General features: G+C 35.3%; 14 protein-coding genes. 10 read left to right on the top strand and 4 right to left on the bottom strand.

All coding sequences use genetic code 11. From position 1 onward, the window contains the following. Positions 1-421: 421 nt before the first annotated feature. Positions 422-688, top strand: a complete 267-nt coding sequence (locus H6W52_RS19885) for a helix-turn-helix domain-containing protein (protein ID WP_206608153.1) — start codon at positions 422-424, stop codon at positions 686-688. A gap of 735 nt (positions 689-1,423) precedes the next feature. Here the strand turns inward: H6W52_RS19885 and H6W52_RS19880 are convergent. Next, positions 1,424-1,618, bottom strand: a complete 195-nt coding sequence (locus H6W52_RS19880) for a hypothetical protein (RefSeq protein ID WP_157967288.1) — start codon at positions 1,616-1,618, stop codon at positions 1,424-1,426. A gap of 111 nt (positions 1,619-1,729) precedes the next feature. On the opposite strand from H6W52_RS19880, the gene H6W52_RS19875 reads away from it, so the two are divergent. Continuing rightward, positions 1,730-2,299, top strand: coding sequence for a DUF6266 family protein (locus H6W52_RS19875; protein WP_123892024.1), 570 nt, complete (start codon positions 1,730-1,732; stop codon positions 2,297-2,299). 367 nt (positions 2,300-2,666) lie between these two features. Here the strand turns inward: H6W52_RS19875 and H6W52_RS19870 are convergent, their stop codons facing one another. Next, positions 2,667-2,984 (bottom strand): GIY-YIG nuclease family protein, encoded by a 318-nt coding sequence (locus H6W52_RS19870; protein ID WP_116099984.1) that lies wholly within the window; start codon positions 2,982-2,984, stop codon positions 2,667-2,669. 359 nt (positions 2,985-3,343) lie between these two features. Between H6W52_RS19870 and H6W52_RS19865 the strand changes: the two genes are divergently transcribed. From H6W52_RS19865 to H6W52_RS19845, 5 genes are read left to right on the top strand one after another with little or no spacing between them, the layout of a single operon-like run. Further along, positions 3,344-5,716 (top strand): class I SAM-dependent DNA methyltransferase, encoded by a 2,373-nt coding sequence (locus tag H6W52_RS19865; protein ID WP_185216911.1) that lies wholly within the window; start codon positions 3,344-3,346, stop codon positions 5,714-5,716. A gap of 3 nt (positions 5,717-5,719) precedes the next feature. Further along, positions 5,720-6,997 carry a restriction endonuclease subunit S gene (locus H6W52_RS19860; protein ID WP_185144446.1) on the top strand — a complete coding sequence of 426 codons (1,278 nt, stop codon included), beginning with the start codon at positions 5,720-5,722 and terminating at the stop codon, positions 6,995-6,997. 48 nt (positions 6,998-7,045) lie between these two features. Beyond that, positions 7,046-10,126 (top strand): sacsin N-terminal ATP-binding-like domain-containing protein, encoded by a 3,081-nt coding sequence (locus H6W52_RS19855; protein WP_116099987.1) that lies wholly within the window; start codon positions 7,046-7,048, stop codon positions 10,124-10,126. 36 nt (positions 10,127-10,162) lie between these two features. Continuing rightward, positions 10,163-11,974: a DUF262 domain-containing protein gene (locus tag H6W52_RS19850; RefSeq protein WP_116099988.1), complete on the top strand. Its 1,812-nt coding sequence runs from the start codon at positions 10,163-10,165 to the stop codon at positions 11,972-11,974. A 1-nt stretch (position 11,975) separates the two neighbouring features. Further along, entirely contained in the window at positions 11,976-15,005 is a 3,030-nt protein-coding gene (locus H6W52_RS19845) for a type I restriction endonuclease subunit R (protein WP_116099989.1), read from the top strand. 73 nt (positions 15,006-15,078) lie between these two features. On the opposite strand, the gene H6W52_RS19840 is transcribed toward H6W52_RS19845, so the two are convergent. Further along, positions 15,079-15,435 (bottom strand): hypothetical protein, encoded by a 357-nt coding sequence (locus H6W52_RS19840; protein WP_116099990.1) that lies wholly within the window; start codon positions 15,433-15,435, stop codon positions 15,079-15,081. Between the two features lie 171 nt (positions 15,436-15,606). On the opposite strand from H6W52_RS19840, the gene H6W52_RS19835 reads away from it, so the two are divergent. From H6W52_RS19835 to H6W52_RS19825, 3 genes are all read left to right on the top strand, one after another. Next, entirely contained in the window at positions 15,607-15,813 is a 207-nt protein-coding gene (locus H6W52_RS19835) for a bacteriocin-like protein (RefSeq protein WP_087710641.1), read from the top strand. 52 nt (positions 15,814-15,865) lie between these two features. Next, positions 15,866-16,123, top strand: coding sequence for a DUF1294 domain-containing protein (locus H6W52_RS19830; protein ID WP_116099991.1), 258 nt, complete (start codon positions 15,866-15,868; stop codon positions 16,121-16,123). 366 nt (positions 16,124-16,489) lie between these two features. Continuing rightward, positions 16,490-18,016, top strand: coding sequence for a subtype B tannase (locus H6W52_RS19825; RefSeq protein ID WP_116099992.1), 1,527 nt, complete (start codon positions 16,490-16,492; stop codon positions 18,014-18,016). 207 nt (positions 18,017-18,223) lie between these two features. Here H6W52_RS19825 and H6W52_RS19820 read toward each other — a convergent pair whose 3' ends face one another. Further along, positions 18,224-18,574 (bottom strand): winged helix-turn-helix transcriptional regulator, encoded by a 351-nt coding sequence (locus H6W52_RS19820; RefSeq protein ID WP_076389845.1) that lies wholly within the window; start codon positions 18,572-18,574, stop codon positions 18,224-18,226. Positions 18,575-18,783 lie beyond the last annotated feature (209 nt).

Raw genomic sequence — 18,783 nt, 5'->3', positions numbered from 1 at the left:
CTGGGCAAAACCAAAAAAAGGAACTCCGAATAAGAATAGAGTAATTTTTTTTCTCATGGTCAATAATTTTAAGGACTGCGAATATAAATAAATTTTTGATGCTGAAGATCGTTTCGGATCCAAAAACTGTTAAGTTCTGATATGATTGCAACCGGAAGATTCGGAATGTTGGCAACTATGATGAAAATATTAATTTTTTTTCGGTAAATATCATTCCTCTTTACAGAGGATTTCATCCCTCTGATTCAGGATAACCAAGATTTTAACAAAAAAATTTCATAAATTTTATCGAAGAAATGAATGATTGTATTTTATCGTTTTTTCAGCTTTTCTTTTTATTAGAAAAATGAAACAATATTTTATATTTCCTCAACGTTTGAAATAAAAATTAATAACATTATTTCTTTTAAAAAAGCACAGGATGAAAAATAAACCCAACAATCCACCGTTGTATGATGAAGAGCTGATGCATACCGTTCTGGACATTTTTTCTGAAATTCTGGATACCCTCAGGAAAAAGCAGATTACCGATTCGCAGTATTATGACAGTGCCGATGTAAAAAGGCTGCTGAATATTAGCGACAGTACTTTATTCAGAATCCGGAAATCACAGAATATTCCGCATATAAAAATCGGAAAGAAAATATACTATCCGAAATCGTTTTTCAATACAGCCCTCAAAAAATGAGGGTATTTTTATGTCTTTCGTTGGTGGGATTAAAACCGGTTTCTGCGGAATGATGCGGATCGACGGTCACTCTTATGTTATTCTGAGCGCGAAACACCGCAGGATCTCTTTTATCACAATAATCTGTTGTTTTGATTTTCGTTCTCAATTATTTCACGCAGATTGTGTAGATTACGCAGATGCACAAAGTAACTGCTTAAATTACTTTCTAAATATAGTAAGAAGCCGAAGGATCTTTTTTTATTACAATAATCTGTTGTCTTGATTGTCGTGTGATTACTTCAAGCAGATTGTGGAGATTACGCAGATGTACAATGTAACTTCTTAAGTTGCTTTTTAAGTATGTTAAGCAGCCGAAGGATCTTTTTTTACTACAATGATTTATTTAAAATTGTGTTGCAGTGATGTGTGCTTCGACTTCGCTCAGCCCACGACGATGGGTATGGTTGACAATGATTTGTTTAAAATGGATTGACAATGAAGTACGCTGAGCGGAGCCGAAGCGAAAAATATCCGTATTACATTTTATCGGAGATAAAATCTTTGCGCCTTAATACATAGAGCATGTTAAAATCTTGCACCTTTGCGGTTTTAAACAATTTTGGGATGGTTATTCAGGTTGATGTGCGCTTTGGCTCCGCTCAGCCTACGGTGGCGGATGTTGATACAATAATCTGTTTAAAATGAAATTGTAGTGCGCTTCGGCTCCGCTCAGCGCACAGTGGAGAGTTTGGCTTACAATGATTTGTTTAAAATTAAGTTGTACTGAAGTACGCTGAGCGAAGCCGAAGCGTACAAGGAAGCAGAAACTTTCATAAAATCCTCCCAGAATCCTTCGACTGTTGTTCGGTCTTTCTTCGGAAAAAATCCCATTTTTCCGAAGCCGATCCGAAGAAGACCCGAACATGATCCGAAGAAATGGGTTTTCAAACCGGTCAAAACCGGTCAAAAGCAGTCAGAACCGGTCATCTTTTTCCCAGGTGCCTGAAATTGGAAAATTCTGTAATACCTTCGTTCTGTTAACCAATAAAAATGCACAAAATGGCACGAATAACAAAAGGAATCCTTGGAGGGTTTTCAGGAAAAGTGGGAACGGTTGTAGGGGCAAACTGGCGCGGACAGGATATTATCAGAAGTATTCCCAAACCAAACTCAAAACAGCCTACCGATAAACAGCTTCTGCAGCAGACCAAATTCAGCATGGTGATCAGCTTTCTGCAGCCGCTCAAAAATATCCAGACGAAATATTTCGGATCGGGGAGCGGCTCAAAATCAAGGGTGAATATGGCGGTTTCCTACACGATCAGCGAAGCGTTACAGATGAATGGCGATGTTCCCGAACTGGTATACAACAAGGTGCTGATTACGAAAGGAGATCTGGCAGGTTTCCAGAACGTCAACGCTATTCCGCAGACCGGAAATGTCATTGCACTGAGCTGGGAAGACAATTCCGCACAAGGAAATGCAGATGCCGCCGACAAAGCCAATGTGGTGTGTTATTGCGAAGAACTGGAAACGTTTGAAATTTTCGAATCCATTGCCGAAAGAGGAGTATTGACTGCTGATGTCACAATGCCTGCTTCCTACACAGGAAAGGAAATTCAGGTATAGGTGTTTTTCAGGAATACGAAAGAAACCCTTGCATGTAACAGCGCGTATCTTGGGGCTTATACTTTAGTTTAATCTGAATCTCCATCCGAAAGGGTGGGGATTTTTTATGGTGGCTTCGGCTCCGCTCAGCCACCGGGATTTTTTGATGGGGTTTCTGGGTACTGTTGGGCTGTGGTTGGTTTTTTGTAATGGTGGTTTTGGCTACGCTCAGCCACCGAGTTTTTGATGTGATTTTTGGGCTGTGGTTGGTTTTTTGTAATGGTGGCTTCGGCTCCGCTCAGCCACCGTGTTCTTTGATTTGATTTTTTGGGGGGTGTTGGACTGTGGGTTGTTTTCTGTATTGGTGGCTGAGCGGAGCCGAAGCCACTTATTCATCTTTTATAAAAAACTTACTGTGGGTTTCATTCATGCATTCTGCCGCTTTTTTAAGTTCTTCGTTCCAGCCATTGATTAAAGCCTCTTTTTTTCTGCGGCTCCATCCCTGAATTTGTTTTTCCCGGTAGAAAGCAAGATCAATACGTTCAAATTCTTCAAAATAAATAAGCTTTACAGGAAGCCGTTTTTTAGTGTGATTAGCACCTTCTCCTTTTTGATGCTGCGAAAGCCGGGATTCCAGATCGTTGGTGCTGCCGGTGTAATAACTGCCGTCTGAGCAGAGAAGAATATACATCCATCCTTTTATCATTTGTATTTTTTTCTAAAGATAGTATTTTATTTGAATACGGTGGCTTCGGCTCCGCTCAGCCACCGTGTTTTTTTGATGGGGTTTCTGGGTGTTGTTGGGCTGTATGTTGTTTTTCTGTAGTGGTGGCTGAGCGGAGCCGAAGCCACCGGATTTTATGGTTTCCCATAACGGTGATATTATGTTTTTAATTATATTTGATAAAATTTTGGATATAGATAATTTGAGATGTAAAAACCTCACGAGTCCGAAGAAAGATTAAATGTCTTTTTTGGCTATCTTTGGGACCAATTTTACGAATAAAAAAGTAAAAGAATGATAAAAATATTTTATCAGATTAAATTCTTTTTTTAATAAACATAATGAACCACGCTGTACACAATAAACTCGTCTCCTTCATCTGGAGCATTGCCGATGACTGCCTGAGAGACGTCTATGTAAGAGGGAAATATAGGGATGTAATCCTGCCAATGGTTGTTTTGCGAAGACTGGATGCTTTGCTGGAACCTACCAAGCAACACGTTCTGGAAGAGGTAGAATTTCAGAAAAATACCATGAAGTTTACGGAATGGGATGATAAAGGGATGACTGCCGCTTCTAAATATGTCTTTTATAACACCAGTGAATGGACTCTCCAAAGCCTGTATGCTTCAGCAACGAACAGCCAGCAGATTTTGCTAGGGAATTTCGAAGATTATCTGAATGGCTTCAGCTCCAATGTGCAGGAGATCATAGAAAAGTTTAATCTTCGGGCGCAAATAAAACATATGGCCAACAAGGATGTGCTGCTCGATGTTTTGGAAAAATTCACATCACCGGATATCAATCTTACGCCTTTTGAAAAACTGGATTCTTCAGGAAGAAAGTTACCTGCCCTTACAAATTTAGGAATGGGTTATGTATTCGAAGAGCTCATCCGGAAATTCAACGAAGAAAACAATGAGGAAGCCGGAGAACACTACACACCGAGAGAGGTTATTGATTTGATGACCCATCGGGTGTTTGAGCCGATTAAAGATAAAATTCCTTCGGTGATTACCATTTACGACCCGGCCTGCGGAACGGGCGGAATGCTTACGGAGTCTGAACACTTTATTACCGACGAGGAAGGCGAAATTAAAGCAACAAATACTTCAGTTTACCTTTTTGGTAAAGAAGTGAATGATGAAACCTATGCCATTTGTAAATCGGATATGATGATTAAAGGGAAAGATCCTGAACACATTAAAGTAGGGTCTACCTTGTCTACGGATGAATTTGCCGGAACGAAATTCGACTTTATGTTGTCGAATCCGCCGTATGGAAAAAGCTGGGCGGGTGAACAGAAATACATCAAAGACGGAAAAGACTTGATTGACAACCGTTTTCTGATTAAACTGAAGAATTACTGGGGCGAAGAGGAAGATGCCGATGCGGTTCCCCGTTCTTCAGACGGACAGTTGCTGTTCCTGATGGAAATGGTGGATAAAATGAAAGCAATAACCAACAAAAATACAATTGGAAGCCGAATTGCTTCCGTACACAACGGTTCGAGTCTGTTTACGGGTGATGCAGGCGGTGGCGAAAGCAATATCAGACGGTACATTATTGAAAACGATTTGCTGGATGTGATTATCCAGCTGCCGAATAATATTTTTTACAACACAGGGATTACCACCTACATCTGGATTCTGAGCAACAATAAACCGGCTGACCGTAAAGGAAAAGTACAGTTGATTGATGCCAGTGAAATGTATCAGAAACTCAGAAAAAATCTGGGGAACAAAAACTGTGAGCTGACTAAAACACACATTCAGGAGATTCTGAACTGCTATCTGAAATTAGAAGAGCTGGATAAGAAGAAAACCGGAAACATCGGAAGCAAGGTTTTTGACAATGCAGATTTCGGCTATTACAAAGTAAATATCGAAAGACCGAAACGTCTGAAATCCCAATTGACCGAAGAAAAGATTGAAGCTTTAAAATGGGATAAAGCACAGCCGGATTTCAGCAAAGCGCTGTTTGAAAAATACGGAATGGAAGTGTTTGCCGGACTGGAAAAGCATAAAAAAGAGATAGAGGATCTTGCCGAAAAACAGGAGCTCAACATCAATGCGAAACAGCTTTCCGGATTCCTGAAAAAAGAAAACTGGGAAAAGCAGGAAGCACTGTACCAAACTGCAGTCCGTCTGATGGAAGTGCTGGGAACGGAAGTGTACACCAACTTCAATACATTTAGCGCAAAAGTAGATGAAGTGCTGAAAGGCGATAAAACCAAACTGTCTGCTTCAGAGAAAAAACAGATTTTGGATGCGGTAAGCTGGTATGATGAAGAAGCTGATAAAGTTGTTAAAAAAACAGAAAAGCTCACTGGACAGAAGCTTACCGATTTGCTGAATTATTTAGGCTGTGCAGAAAAAGATTTGCCTTATTACGGTTATTTCCCTTGTCATCCTGAGCTTGTAGAAGGATCTGCAAAAGGATTATACACCGTTTACGAAACCGAAAGTGATTTGCGCGACAGCGAAAGCATCCCGCTGAAAGAAAATATGCAGGATTATTTCCTGCGGGAAGTAAAACCCTATGCTGAAGAAAGCTGGATCGCTTTGGACTCTGTAAAGATTGGTTACGAGCTGAGCTTCAATAAGTATTTTTATCAGCCCGCTCCATTGCGGAGTCTGGAAGAGGTAACGAAAGACATTCTGGCACTGGAACAGGAAGGCGATGGATTGCTGGCTGAAATCTTAAATTTTTAGATGATGCAACGATACGAAAAATACAGAGACAGCGGTGTGGACTGGATTGGGGAGATACCTAAGAATTGGGAAATTGTAAGGTTTAAAAGGCTTTTTAAAGAGAAAAAAAAGACTACAGATGCTTCTCTAAATTCTGGGTCGATAAGTTTTGGAGAAGTGGTTTACAAAAACGATGAGAAAATTACAGAAGCAACAAAGCTTTCATATCAAGTTCTAAATAAAGGAGAGTTTTTATTGAATCCTCTGAATATGAATTATGACTTAAAAAGTTTGAGAATCGGATTGTCTTCAATTAATGTTGTTGTGAGTTCCGGTTACATTATTTTACAAAGTAAAAAAGGATTAAATAAAAATTATTACAGATGGCTTCTCAGAGTCTATGATATTGTTTTTATGAAAACTTTGGGTGCTGGCGTAAGGCAAACTATTAATTATAATGATTTAGCTGACTCTCATCTTGTTGTTCCATCTTTGGAAGAACAGCAAACCATCGCCACTTTTCTCGATGACAAAACCGCCAAAATAGACCAAACTATTGCCATCAAGGAAAAAGAAATAGAACTGCTGAAAGAACGCCGCCAGATCCTCATCCAAAAAGCCGTTACTAAAGGGTTGGATGATACCGTAACACTCAAAGACAGCGGTGTGGACTGGATTGGGGACATTCCGGAGCATTGGGAGGTGAGGAAGTTGGTTAGTTTATGTCGATTCGTTAGAGGAAATTCTCCTTTCGGAAAAGATGAATTATTAAATGCAGGTGAATATATCGCATTGCAGTATGGAAAAACTTATAAGGTAAATGAAGTAAATGAAGGATATAGCTTTTATGTTAATAATGAATTTTACAAAAATAGTCAAGTTGTAAATTATGGAGATGTAATTCTTGTTTCAACATCTGAAACTATTGAAGATTTGGGGCACACAGTTTATTATAGAAGAAATGAAATAGGATTATTAGGAGGAGAGCAAATAATGCTTAAGCCAAATCAAGAACAAGTAGACAGCCACTTTTTGTATTTTTCTGCAAAAGTTTTTTCAAAAGAACTACAAAAATTTGCAACAGGAATAAAAGTATTTAGATTTAATATCAATGATTTGAAAACAATTTTTAATGCTGTACCACCAATTTCTGAACAGAAGGAAATAGCGAACTTTATTGAAATCAATTCTAATAAAATCGCCAAAGCCATTTTGCTTAAGCAACAGGAAATAGAAAAGCTGAAAGAGTATAAAACGGTGCTGATCGATAATGTGGTGACGGGGAAAGTGAGGGTGAGCTGAAAAGATAAATAAAAGAACTAAAACTAATAACATAAAAACAAAAATTGAATGTGTGCATCATATGGAGATAAACGGAAGAGGGGATTCTTTGAATCTTCAGCAAATAAGATTTTTACAGGAATAAGGGAAATAGTTCCCGAATATGCTGAGAAAAGAGCGATCTGGGAACTATTCCAAAATGCTTTAGACACTGTAAAAGAAAATGGGATCATTGAAATTGCAAAAACAGATATGGGCCTATTATTTAAACATAATGGGAGACCATTTACAGATGATGAATTTGGAGGATTAATAAATCAATATAGTGTAGGGAAATCTTACGGAGACAATAGCGAAAAACTAGGTCAGTACGGAACAGGTTTTTTGAGTACCCATATTTATGGGAAAAAGATTTTTGTTAATGGTTCTTTATTAACAGACGATAATAGCTATAGATTATTAAAAGACTTCGAGATTGATCGGGATGCTGTAAGTATTGATGAACTTACAGATAAACTTATTTCACAAGATGATAAAATAGAAACACTTTGTGATGATCTAAAATTAGCTCAAAAAGATCATTTACAATATACTTCTTTTGAGTATGTTGCATCTGATAAAGGTAAAGAACATATTGGCTCGATGCTTAAATATGTTGAAACAGTATTACCCTATATATTCTGTTTTAATGATAAACTTTCGCAAGTAAAACTTACATATGATAATACTACATTGAAATATCAAAGGAATGAGAGTTCTGACAGAGAAGTTTCTATAATGGTAAATAATGAGCCAATAGAAGTACCAATATTAAAAGATAAAGAAAATAAGGTTGTAGTATTATTAGCAAATGAAGAGCGAATTATTGATGAGATTCCAAAACAGTTTCTATTTTATCCTCTGATGGATACTAGCAGTGCAGGTTATAATTTCATCATTCATGCTAATGATTTTAAACCTAATAGGGAGAGAGATTATCTGCATAAAATAAAAGAAAATGAGGAGTTGAAAATTGATGTTGAAATCAATGAAAGTTTATTAAAAATTGCATTTGAATTAGCACTAAAAAGAATCAATGAAGATGAAAATGTATCAATTGTAGATATGGCTAAAATTTCATTTACAGCTTCTGATTCAAGTTTTGAGAAAGATTTGAAAAGTAAATTCATTGAAAATATTAAGGATATTAAACGTCTTGAATTTGATGGCAAAAAATACGCTCTTAGTGATATCGAATTTTTTGACGAAACGATTTTACAATTACATGAACAAGCAAAAAAAGAAGTATATATTTTATTGAAGCAATTTCGTAAAATTCCACCCTATGATACATATTGCATTCTTAGCGAGTACATAAATATTTGGAATAAAAATGCGGATAAAAATTTTAATATTTTATCATTGAATAAAATAGCTGAAATTGTTTCAACTGAAAGTGGTGCAAATTATGAATTTATAAATAGTAAAGAATCTTATAAAGAATTTATAAAGCAAATAAGAACAGACGTTACTTTGCTTAATAAAGTTTCGCTTATTCCAAATATGCACGGAGATTTCAAAACAATTGAAAATCTTGTAAAATGGGAGAATAAAGAAACATTGCTTATAGATATAATAAATAATATCAATGCATCAGTTAGTGAAAAATATATTCATGACGATTTTGAGTTTTTAGAGAATGTAAATATTTATAACAGAGAAAGATTTAAAGAGGATTTTAGTAAATTTTGTAATGAATTGCTAGACAATCTTGAAAAAGGAAAAATATCACTTTCCTCAGGAGAAATCAAATACTCTTACTTAACTGAATATTTAAATAAATTCATTGGCTTAAATAGGAATACGCAACTAAATGTTGATCTTAATTCATTCTACAATAAAATATATAAAACCGAACCTACTGTTGAAGGATTGTCTTCGCCTACTGTTGAGATGAATTATCAACCTGCAATTAAGTTACTCGCAAATTTGTATATCAAGAACATTGTTAAAAATGATATAAAAACGAATATTAATGATTTAAGAGAAATCATTAACATAATGTATACCAATGCAAATCTCAGAGAGGAACTTTTGCATAAAATGGAGTGTATTCCTAACCAAAATTATTGTTTGAAGTCGCAGTCTGTTTTAAAAAAGGATTATGTAAAAGACGAAGTATTTAAAGATGAATGGAATAAAATTTTAGGAGGAGATGTTCGCAATGATTTAGTTTTTGATGGCTTTGAATGTTTCCTTCAGCATAGTAGTTCTGTATCAGGGGCTGAATTAGGCAGCCAGATAGAACAAAAGCTTAATAGTGAAAGAAGATTTATTCCGGTTGATAAAAATATTATTGAAGTTGTAATTGGTTTAATTGAAAAAATTTCTTCGAAACCAGATCCTTGGGGTATTTGGCTAAGAGAAATAAATGCAGTAAAGGAAGAAATTTTAATGTATAAATTTCAAGATGAAAGTACAAGGCAAAGCTTATTTAGTATTCTTTCTGTCAAGCCCGAAAAAATTAATTTATTAGGTGAACTAGCAAAAATTGATAATCTAAGTGACTTGGTACGTGCAGGTAAAGAAAAACAAAAGGAGGAGAGCAGGAAATCGAATCATTTAATATATATAAATGAAGTTGGGTTAAAAATCCAAGATATAATTGAAAGCGAATTGAATTCATCATTGAGAGATACAATAAAAATTATAGAATCAACATCAGATCAAAAATTAACAAGTGTTGAAGAACAAAATGGACAAGATTTTATAATATATAAATCGGATAGACCCATCTACTATATTGAAGTTAAATCAAGGTGGGATTCTGAAGGCATAGTGGCATTAAGTAAAAGACAAGTTGAACGTTGTGCGAATAATAAAGAGAACTATGCGGTCATTACAGTTAATGTAGCTAATTACAAATCCAAGAACAAAATAAATATTGAAACTGTCTCCTTTACTGAATTGAAAGATGATATTAGTGTTAATTTAGACTTAGGTGATGAATTTGAGAAACTTATAAAAGAAAATAGGGAATCTGAAAAAACAATTGACAATACAAAATTGATAGAGTTTAGGGGACACATCCCTCAAAAAAGAATTGATACTAAAGGTATTCCATTTGAAGATTTTATTGATAAATTAAAAGTACATATGAGTAATGCTTAATTTATAGTAGAATTTCAACAAAAGACAAAGCAAAATATGGAAATAAAAGCAGAAGTTAAAAGTATATCCAAATTGAAAGATTACTTTTTTATAGTTCCCGATTATCAAAGAGAATATGTTTGGAAACCCGAAGATCAGGTAGAGCAATTCTTGATTGATATTGATAATGAGTATGATGAAAATAGTGATGCACAGAAAAGTTACTTTATAGGTTCAATCATTATTGTGGCTAATAAAGAAAAATATGATGTAATTGATGGTCAGCAAAGATTAACAACAATAGTCCTTACGCTATGTGCTCTGCGTGATTTATTGCAACAGCAAGCATTAGATTCAAAACAGTTGAAATATCTACAAAATGTTGAAGAATTACTTTCAGATTTCGATATGGACAGCGATGAGACACAGTTGAGGCTTGAACTACAATATGAGGAAAGTAAAGGATATCTTAAAAATCTGATAGCAAAAGAAGGTTTTATTGAGGAAAAATCTGCCTCCATAGAAAAGATGGAAAAAGCGTATTTTAAGATCTACAGTCATTTGCAGTTATATTTAGAAGAAAGCTTAGATTCATTGGTGAAGTATGCAAGGTATTTCCTCACTAAAATAGAATTGGTCGTTATTGAATCTGAAAATCTTAGCAGTGCATTGAAGATATTTGAAACGATAAATCAAAGAGGTTCCAGTCTCAATGCGATGGATTTGGTAAAAAATCTATTGTTCAGCACTGCTAAACCAAGTGAGTTTAATTCAATTAAAGATATCTGGAAAGAAATAGTTTCTAATCTCCAAAAATGTGGTGAAGAAAATACACCTTTACGTTTTTTGAGATACTTTTTAATGTCGCGTTATTACGATGGGATTTTACGTGAGGATGATATCTACAAATGGTTTTTAACTGATGAAGGAAAAAAACAAACGAAATATGAAACGAATCCGGTAGTTTTTGCTAAAGAGCTGAGAGCCTTGTCTAAAAGATACTCTGAGCTGGTGATTGCAACCGAATTGGTAAAAGATGGTGGAACATATCCAAGTATAACCAATATTGGATTTATAAATAAATATAGATCCAGACAGCATCTTATTCTTCTTTTAGCTTTACACGAAAATGTTTCTGATGATGTGATAGAATATTTGGGGAAGCAACTTGAAAGTTTTTTCTTTTATAGTAATACCTTGGGGATTCAGGCAAAAAATAATGAAAATTTGTTTTCGAAATGGGCAATTAAACTTCGGAATAAAAAAGACACTGTAGCTGTAGCGCATATTGTTTCAGAAACTATGGTTCCTTATTTAAAAGAAAAATTAGGTGATTTTATAACGAAGTTTAAAACCATTTCGCATTTACATTACAGCCCAAATTATAGAGAGAGATATGTGTTAGGTAAAATAGAGAATACTATTCTTGGCAAATGTAATTTACCAATTCAAGGAAAAGATTTCCTCAATACATTACAGATAGAGCACATCTTGCCACAAACACCAAAAAATGGTTTATTAACCGATGAATTTGCAGATATGACTGATTACAGAAGCTATGTTTACCGATTAGGAAATGTTACATTATTAGAATCGACGATTAATCAAGCTGTAAATAATTTTAATGAATTAAATTCTGACTGGTACGAAAAAAAACAGAATGAGTATAACAATTCCTCAGTAATCAGTACAAAACTTCTAGATCACGGATTTTCAATTGGAGCACATACTGCATTAAATAAGTTTAAAGCCGATTATAAATTTGAATTTCCTGAATGGAATAAAGGAAGTATAGATTTACGACAAGAAAAAATACTAGATTTAGTATTGGAGACTTGGAAATTTAATGATAAAAGATTAGATCAGTAATATGCCATCACAAACCAACGAACTCGCCTTAGAAACCGCTATACAAAAAGCACTCTGCGGGATTTCAACAGAAGATATAAAAAACGGAGTTGTTTCCGAACTCAATGAGCCTTACAGTGGGAACGGTTACCGCATAGGCAATCCCACAGATTTCAATGCCAAGTATGCTTTGGATGAGGTACGTTTTTGGGATTTTCTGGAAACCACCCAGAAAGAAGAACTGGAAAAACTTAAACGCCAGAGCGACTGGAAAATAAAAGTACTTGACCGTTTCGACAAGCTGGTGAAAAAATACGGTATTCTGCGGCTGCTTCGTAAAGGTCTGGCGGTGGATGATGCCCATTTTACTCTGTTTTATGTAGCTCCTTTGCAGAACAGCAGCCAGAGCATTAAGGATAATTTTGAGCGCAATCAGTTCAGTGTAACCCGACAGTTAAGGTATTCGGCTGCCAATCCGCTGGAAGAAATTGATATGGTGATTTTCATCAACGGAATCTCGATTTCTACCATTGAACTCAAAAATCCATGGACCGGGCAGAATGCTAAAGTACATGGTGTTGACCAGTATAAATATAAGCGTGATATCACCCAACCTCTGCTGAATTTCGGGAGATGTATTGTCCATTTTACAGTCGATACCGACGAAATTTATATGACCACCAAACTGGACGGAGCACACACTTTCTTCCTGCCGTTCAACTTAGGCAACAATTTTGGAAAAGGCAATCCGCCCAATCCTTTCGGGCACAAAACTTCCTACTTCTGGCAGGATGTATTGCGCAGGGAAAGTATCGCTAATATTATACAGCATTTTGTGCGGTTTGACGGTGCGGAAAATGAGGTGTTGAACAAAAAGAATTTGTTTTTCCCAAGATACCATCAGCTGGATGTGGTACGAAGACTCATTAAAGATACCACTCAGAAAGGAGCAGGAGAGACCTATCTCATTCAGCACAGTGCGGGTTCGGGGAAATCCAATTCGATAACTTGGCTGGCTTATCAGCTGATAGAAGCCTATCCTGAAAGCCAAGCCGTTGCCGGAATTAAAAATATCAATCAGCCATTGTTTGATTCTGTGATTGTGGTGACGGACAGAAGATTACTGGATAAACAGTTAAGAGATAATATTAAGGAGTTTTCCGAAGTGAAAAATATTGTAGCTCCCGCTTACCGGTCTTCTGATCTGAAATCTGCTCTGGAAGGCGGAAAAAGAATAATTATCACCACCATTCAGAAGTTTCCTGTTATCGTAAAAGATATAGCGGATATGGGCAGTAAGCAGTTCGCTGTAATAATTGATGAAGCACACAGTTCACAGTCCGGAAGCTCCGCCGATAAGCTGAATGAGGCCATCGGAAACAAAGGAGAAGATACTGATGCCGTAGACTATCAGGATAAGATTCTGGAAGCGATGAAAGCCAGAAAAATGACGAAGAATGCTTCTTATTTTGCGTTTACTGCTACTCCAAAAAATAATACATTAGAGAAATTTGGGGTAAAGCAGGAAGACGGTTCTTTTAAACCATTTCATTTATACTCGATGAAACAAGCGATCGAAGAAGGATTTATTCTGGATGTTTTAGCCAACTATACTACCTACAGAAGTTATTATGAACTTGAGAAATCCATAGAAGAAAATCCTCTGTTTGATACCACCAAAGCGCAGAAGAAATTAAGGGCTTATGTTGAAAAACATAAACAGACTGTAGGTACGAAAGCAGAAATAATGCTGGATCATTTTACCTCATCGGTAGTCAATACCAAAAAACTTAAAGGCAAAGCCAAAGCAATGGTGGTAACCCAGAGTATAGAATCTGCCATCCGTTATTATCAGGCTTTACAGCAGTTGTTAAATAAACGGGGAAATCCATTCAAAATAGTGATTGCTTTTTCGGGAGAAAAAAAAGTAGACGGCATCGACTATACCGAAGCGCAGATGAATGGTTTTCCGGAAAGTGAAACAAAAGATAGATTTGATGAGGACGAATACAGAATGCTGATCGTAGCCAATAAATACCTTACCGGATTTGATCAGCCAAAGCTTTCAGCAATGTATGTTGATAAAAAATTACAGGGTGTTTTGGCGGTGCAGACTCTGTCAAGATTAAACCGTTCTGCCAATAAGCTGGGTAAGAAAACTGAAGACCTTTTTGTATTGGATTTTTTTAATTCGGTAGAAGATATTCAGAAATCATTTGATCCCTTCTATACATCCACAACTTTAAGCGGCGCGACAGATATCAATGTTTTGCATGAACTGAAAGACAGTCTGGATGATTCCGGAATCTATGAGCAGGCGGAAGTGGAAGATTTTAATGAAGAATATTTTAATGGCGTAGATGCTCAGTTTTTAAGTCCGATTATTGATGTGGCTGCCCAGAGATTTGCAGACGGCTTAGAACTGGATGATAAACTGAAAGCAGATTACAAAATTAAAGCCAAGCAGTTTGTGAAAATTTACGGACAGGCTGCAGCCCTGCTACCCGAAAGTTTTACTTATGCCGGGTGGGAAAAACTTTTCTGGTTTTTAAAATTCCTCATTCCTAAACTTAAAATAGAAGATCCGCAAAATGACGCACTTGATAAATTATTGGAATCTGTGGATTTATCAACCTATGGTTTAGAAAGAGTGAAGCTGAATGCTTCCATTTCTCTTGATGATTCTGAAACAGAACTTGCTCCCCAAAATCCTAATGTTCGTGGTGCACATGGTGAAGAAGTAAAAGATGAATTAGAGAACATAATAAAAGGCTTTAATGAAAAATGGTTTCAGGGCTGGGAAATCACACCGGAAGATCAGAGAGTGAAATTCATTTCTTTAAGTAAATCTATACAGGCGCATCCGGACTTTGATATGAAGGTCGCAAAAAATGCTGATGACCAGAACAGAGAGCTTGCTCTGAAAAAGATCCTTGATGATGTGATGGCACAACAGAGAAAGCAGGAGTTGGAACTTTATAAGCTTTATGCTCAGGATTCATCATTTTATCAGGCATTTTTTAACACTTTAAAACAAGTGATTAACTTTTAAGCAAAATAATAACCATAATAATTAATCTGTTTCCGGATTAATTATTATGGTTTAAAAGAATTTTTATTATAAACTAATTCAACACCTCCGATCCAAAAATCCTCACACAGTATTCACTTCCCAGAAATCTCGGATCACCATATTTTTCAGACCAGAAACCATCCAGAATATCTTTGCTGATGCAGCGGTAAACTGCCACACCCTTGTAGATTTTCAGATCTTCACCTTCATAGCGGAAATTAATAACCAGAATTCCGTCTTTATAAAATCCTGTACCGGTTTGGATATGATCTCCAATCATCCACTCTGCAACAATACGGTTGTTTTCGTCCAGAAATAAAGTTAATATTCCATGATAGGAAACTTCCTGAGATTCCTCCTGATTGCTTCCCTGAATAGAATAACTTCCTGCTAAATCCTGTACTGTCATTTAATTTAATTAATCATACAAATGTAAATTAATATAAGATTTTACAGAGGATTCTTTACAATTATTTAGAATAAATTTGCTAAGGATATTTTTTATTCAATAAGTGTTGAAATATTTTGCAGATCTAATGTTTTTTTATATTTTTATCTCTCAAACTATAAAAAATATATCATGAAAAATCTAAAAAAGGTTTCTAGAAATGCGATGAAATCTATTCAGGGAGGTATCATTAAAGGTATGGTAAGATGTAAAGATCCAAATACATGCGTTGTTCAATGGGGATGGGGTGGAGGATCATCAAGTAACTGCGGTACTTTTGATATTATTTGTGGAGAAGCTCCTCCGCAGGATCCTTGCGAATATACTTTATGTATATAAAAAATATTTAAAGGAGTGTTTATTAACACTCTTTTTTATTTTAGATTTGCCAATGTTTTATTTTTTAACAGCCATCAATCTTTTTACCTTTATTATTTATGGAGCCGACAAGAGAAAAGCAGAAAAGCACCGGCGGAGAATTTCTGAAAATACGCTTTTGGCGGTTTCTTTTTTGGGTGGAACTATCGGAGCTTTACTGGCAATGATCTTCTTCAGACATAAAATTTCCAAGACTTCCTTTTTATTAAAATTCGGATGCATTGTTTTGATTCAGGCGGTTTTCATTTACCTTTTTGAAAATACTTTCTAAAATGGAAAAATTATACAGATTTTATGACTAATATATTAATCCCTAAGAAATATTTTGTGATCATATTATACGTATAAAGTAGACAGTTCACTTTTTAGTCCGAATTCTTTTTTTGATAAGTAAATTTTAAAAGTTTATATATTCACCCCACAAATAAATCATTTCACAACATTTTTCTTATTTAAATTACAGAAACAATATTTTTGCTCAATAGATATGGAAAAAAAGAATAAAAGAAGAATATTTATTTTAGGAGCAGATTGATTTCTGTTACAATATTTAGATTTCGATGTTCATTCCATTTCAGAAGAACTTTTGCAATAAAATTACTAATAAAGAAATAACATTAGCTTAAGATAATATCATATGAAAAATACGATAGTTGGTCTTTTCTGTTTTATATCGCTATTCTCTTGCGCACAAGAAAGGAAAGCCGGTTCGGGCTTAAATTTTAATCCCGACAAATACGAGATTCAAATTCTTACTTACAATGGTAAAGAAATCCGCGTAAGAGCTTTTGAGAAAATTGTTTATGTGGAAAAACCTGTAGATACAACTTATCAGGTTCTTAATTTCTATGTTCCTGAAGAATATTACAGAAATAAAAGTATTAATGGATACAATGCCCAAAATGCTCCTATATTTTTCCCTAATCAGGTAGGTGGTTATATGCCTGCTGAACCCGGATCTACAAAGTCAAATAATTTTAGACCTCCGATTAATGGCGGTGTGGCGAACGATAATAACCAGCAAAGACCACAGGGCGGTTTTGAAGACAAAAAAGAAAATACCATCTTAAAAGCCTTGGCTCATGGCTATGTAGTAGCTTCTGCGGGAGCAAGAGGGCGTACGAATAAAAATAAAGATGGCAAATACTATGGGAAAGCACCTGCCGGGCTGGTAGATTTAAAGGCAGCCATTCGTTATCTTAAACTAAACGACCGCGAAATGCCGGGCAATGCCGACAAAATTATTTCCAATGGAACCAGTGCTGGTGGTGCCATGTCAGCTTTATTGGGAGCTACCGGAGATAACCCTGATTATTTGCCTTACCTGAAAGAAATAGGAGCAGCAGAGACCAGCGATGCTATTTATGCCTCCTCTGATTACTGCCCAATTACCAATTTGGATCACGCAGACGCTGCTTATGAATGGCAGTTTTTCGGGGTAAATGATTACAAAAAAGGAGGGCTCTTTGGACCTCAAGCCGATACAGCTACAGAAACTTTAAATGAAAGGCAACAGAAGGTCTCATTGGAGTTAAAAAACACATTTCCTGCCTATATCAATTCTCTGAAACTTAAAGATGAAAAGGGAAACCTCCTCACATTAGATAATAGTGGAAATGGTTCTTGCAAAGAGTTTTTGAAGGCAAAAGTAATTGTATCAGCCAATGTCGCATTAAAAGCAGGAACTGATCTTTCCGGAAAATCCTTTCTTATTATAAAAAACGGAATAGTAACAGACGTTAATTGGGATGAGTATGTACGCTATATGCAAAGACAAAAAACACCACCTGCTTTTGATGCACTGGATTTATCAGCAGCAGAAAATACAGAGTTTGGAACAGAAAGTTTTAATGCAAAACATTTTACTGAATACAGCTTAAAAAATAGTACCGTAAGTAATGCAGTGATAGCGGATAAACAAATTGTAAAAATGATGAATCCTATGAATTATATCGGAGATGCTCATACAAAAACAGCAAAATATTGGAGAATTCGTCACGGTTCAAAAGATAAAGATACTGGTTTGGCGATTTCTGCTATTTTAGCTGTGAGACTTGCAAACCAAGGCTATTACGTAGACTATGCATTGCCTTGGGACAAACCTCATAGTGGAGATTACGATTTGGATGAGCTTTTCCAGTGGATAGATCAGATTTCCAAATAAAAAATAGGTAGAATTTTAAGCTCTCTTGATTATGAGTAGCAATTCGTTTATTTCTTCGGAAAGTATTATTAAAGATATTTATTTTCCGAAGATTTTTTTATTAAATTCTAAAAAGTACTCATTTATTTCACTAACTTTCAAATACTGCGAAACGAAAACCCGCAAATTATTTCTTCATTTTTTTTCCAAGTATTTAGCGATAACGAATCATCTATGATTTGTTTTCTTTTCGGCTACATAATGTCCCCATTTATTAATAACATCCAAAGCAGGAATAAACGTTCTGCCAAATTGAGTCAGACTGTAGAATACTTTTACCGGAGCTTTATCTCCATCTACAGTTCTGGATATTAAACCGTCTGATTCTAAATTTTTTAACTGTAAACTGAGTGTCATCTCTGTAATTACTTCAATTTCTTTTCGCAGTTCATTAAAACGTTTATCTCCGTCTTTAAGATGATATAAGATAACAGCTTTCCATTTTCCACCGACTAAATCCATTGCGAGACTTATTGTACAAGGATAATATTTTCCTTCAACTTCTATGTTTTTTCCCATTGTTTTTACATATCAATTTTGATAGTTCTTGCAAAAATAAATAACTATTAATAATTTTGCAACTATAATTACTTTAGTTATTTATTAAACAGATGTAATATCAATTTAAAGAGATTCTTTTTATATTAAAAGATGTATTTGTTATTTTAAAATATATAATTGTTTATTTAGTTTTAGAAAAAGCAACTTTAAAGAGTTTTCCAGCATAA

This window comes from Chryseobacterium sp. C2(2020) (assembly GCF_014218915.1).
Lineage (GTDB): Bacteria > Bacteroidota > Bacteroidia > Flavobacteriales > Weeksellaceae > Chryseobacterium > Chryseobacterium mucoviscidosis.
The sequence above is the reverse complement of the archived record's forward strand: the minus strand, read 5'-3'. Positions and strand labels throughout refer to the sequence as shown.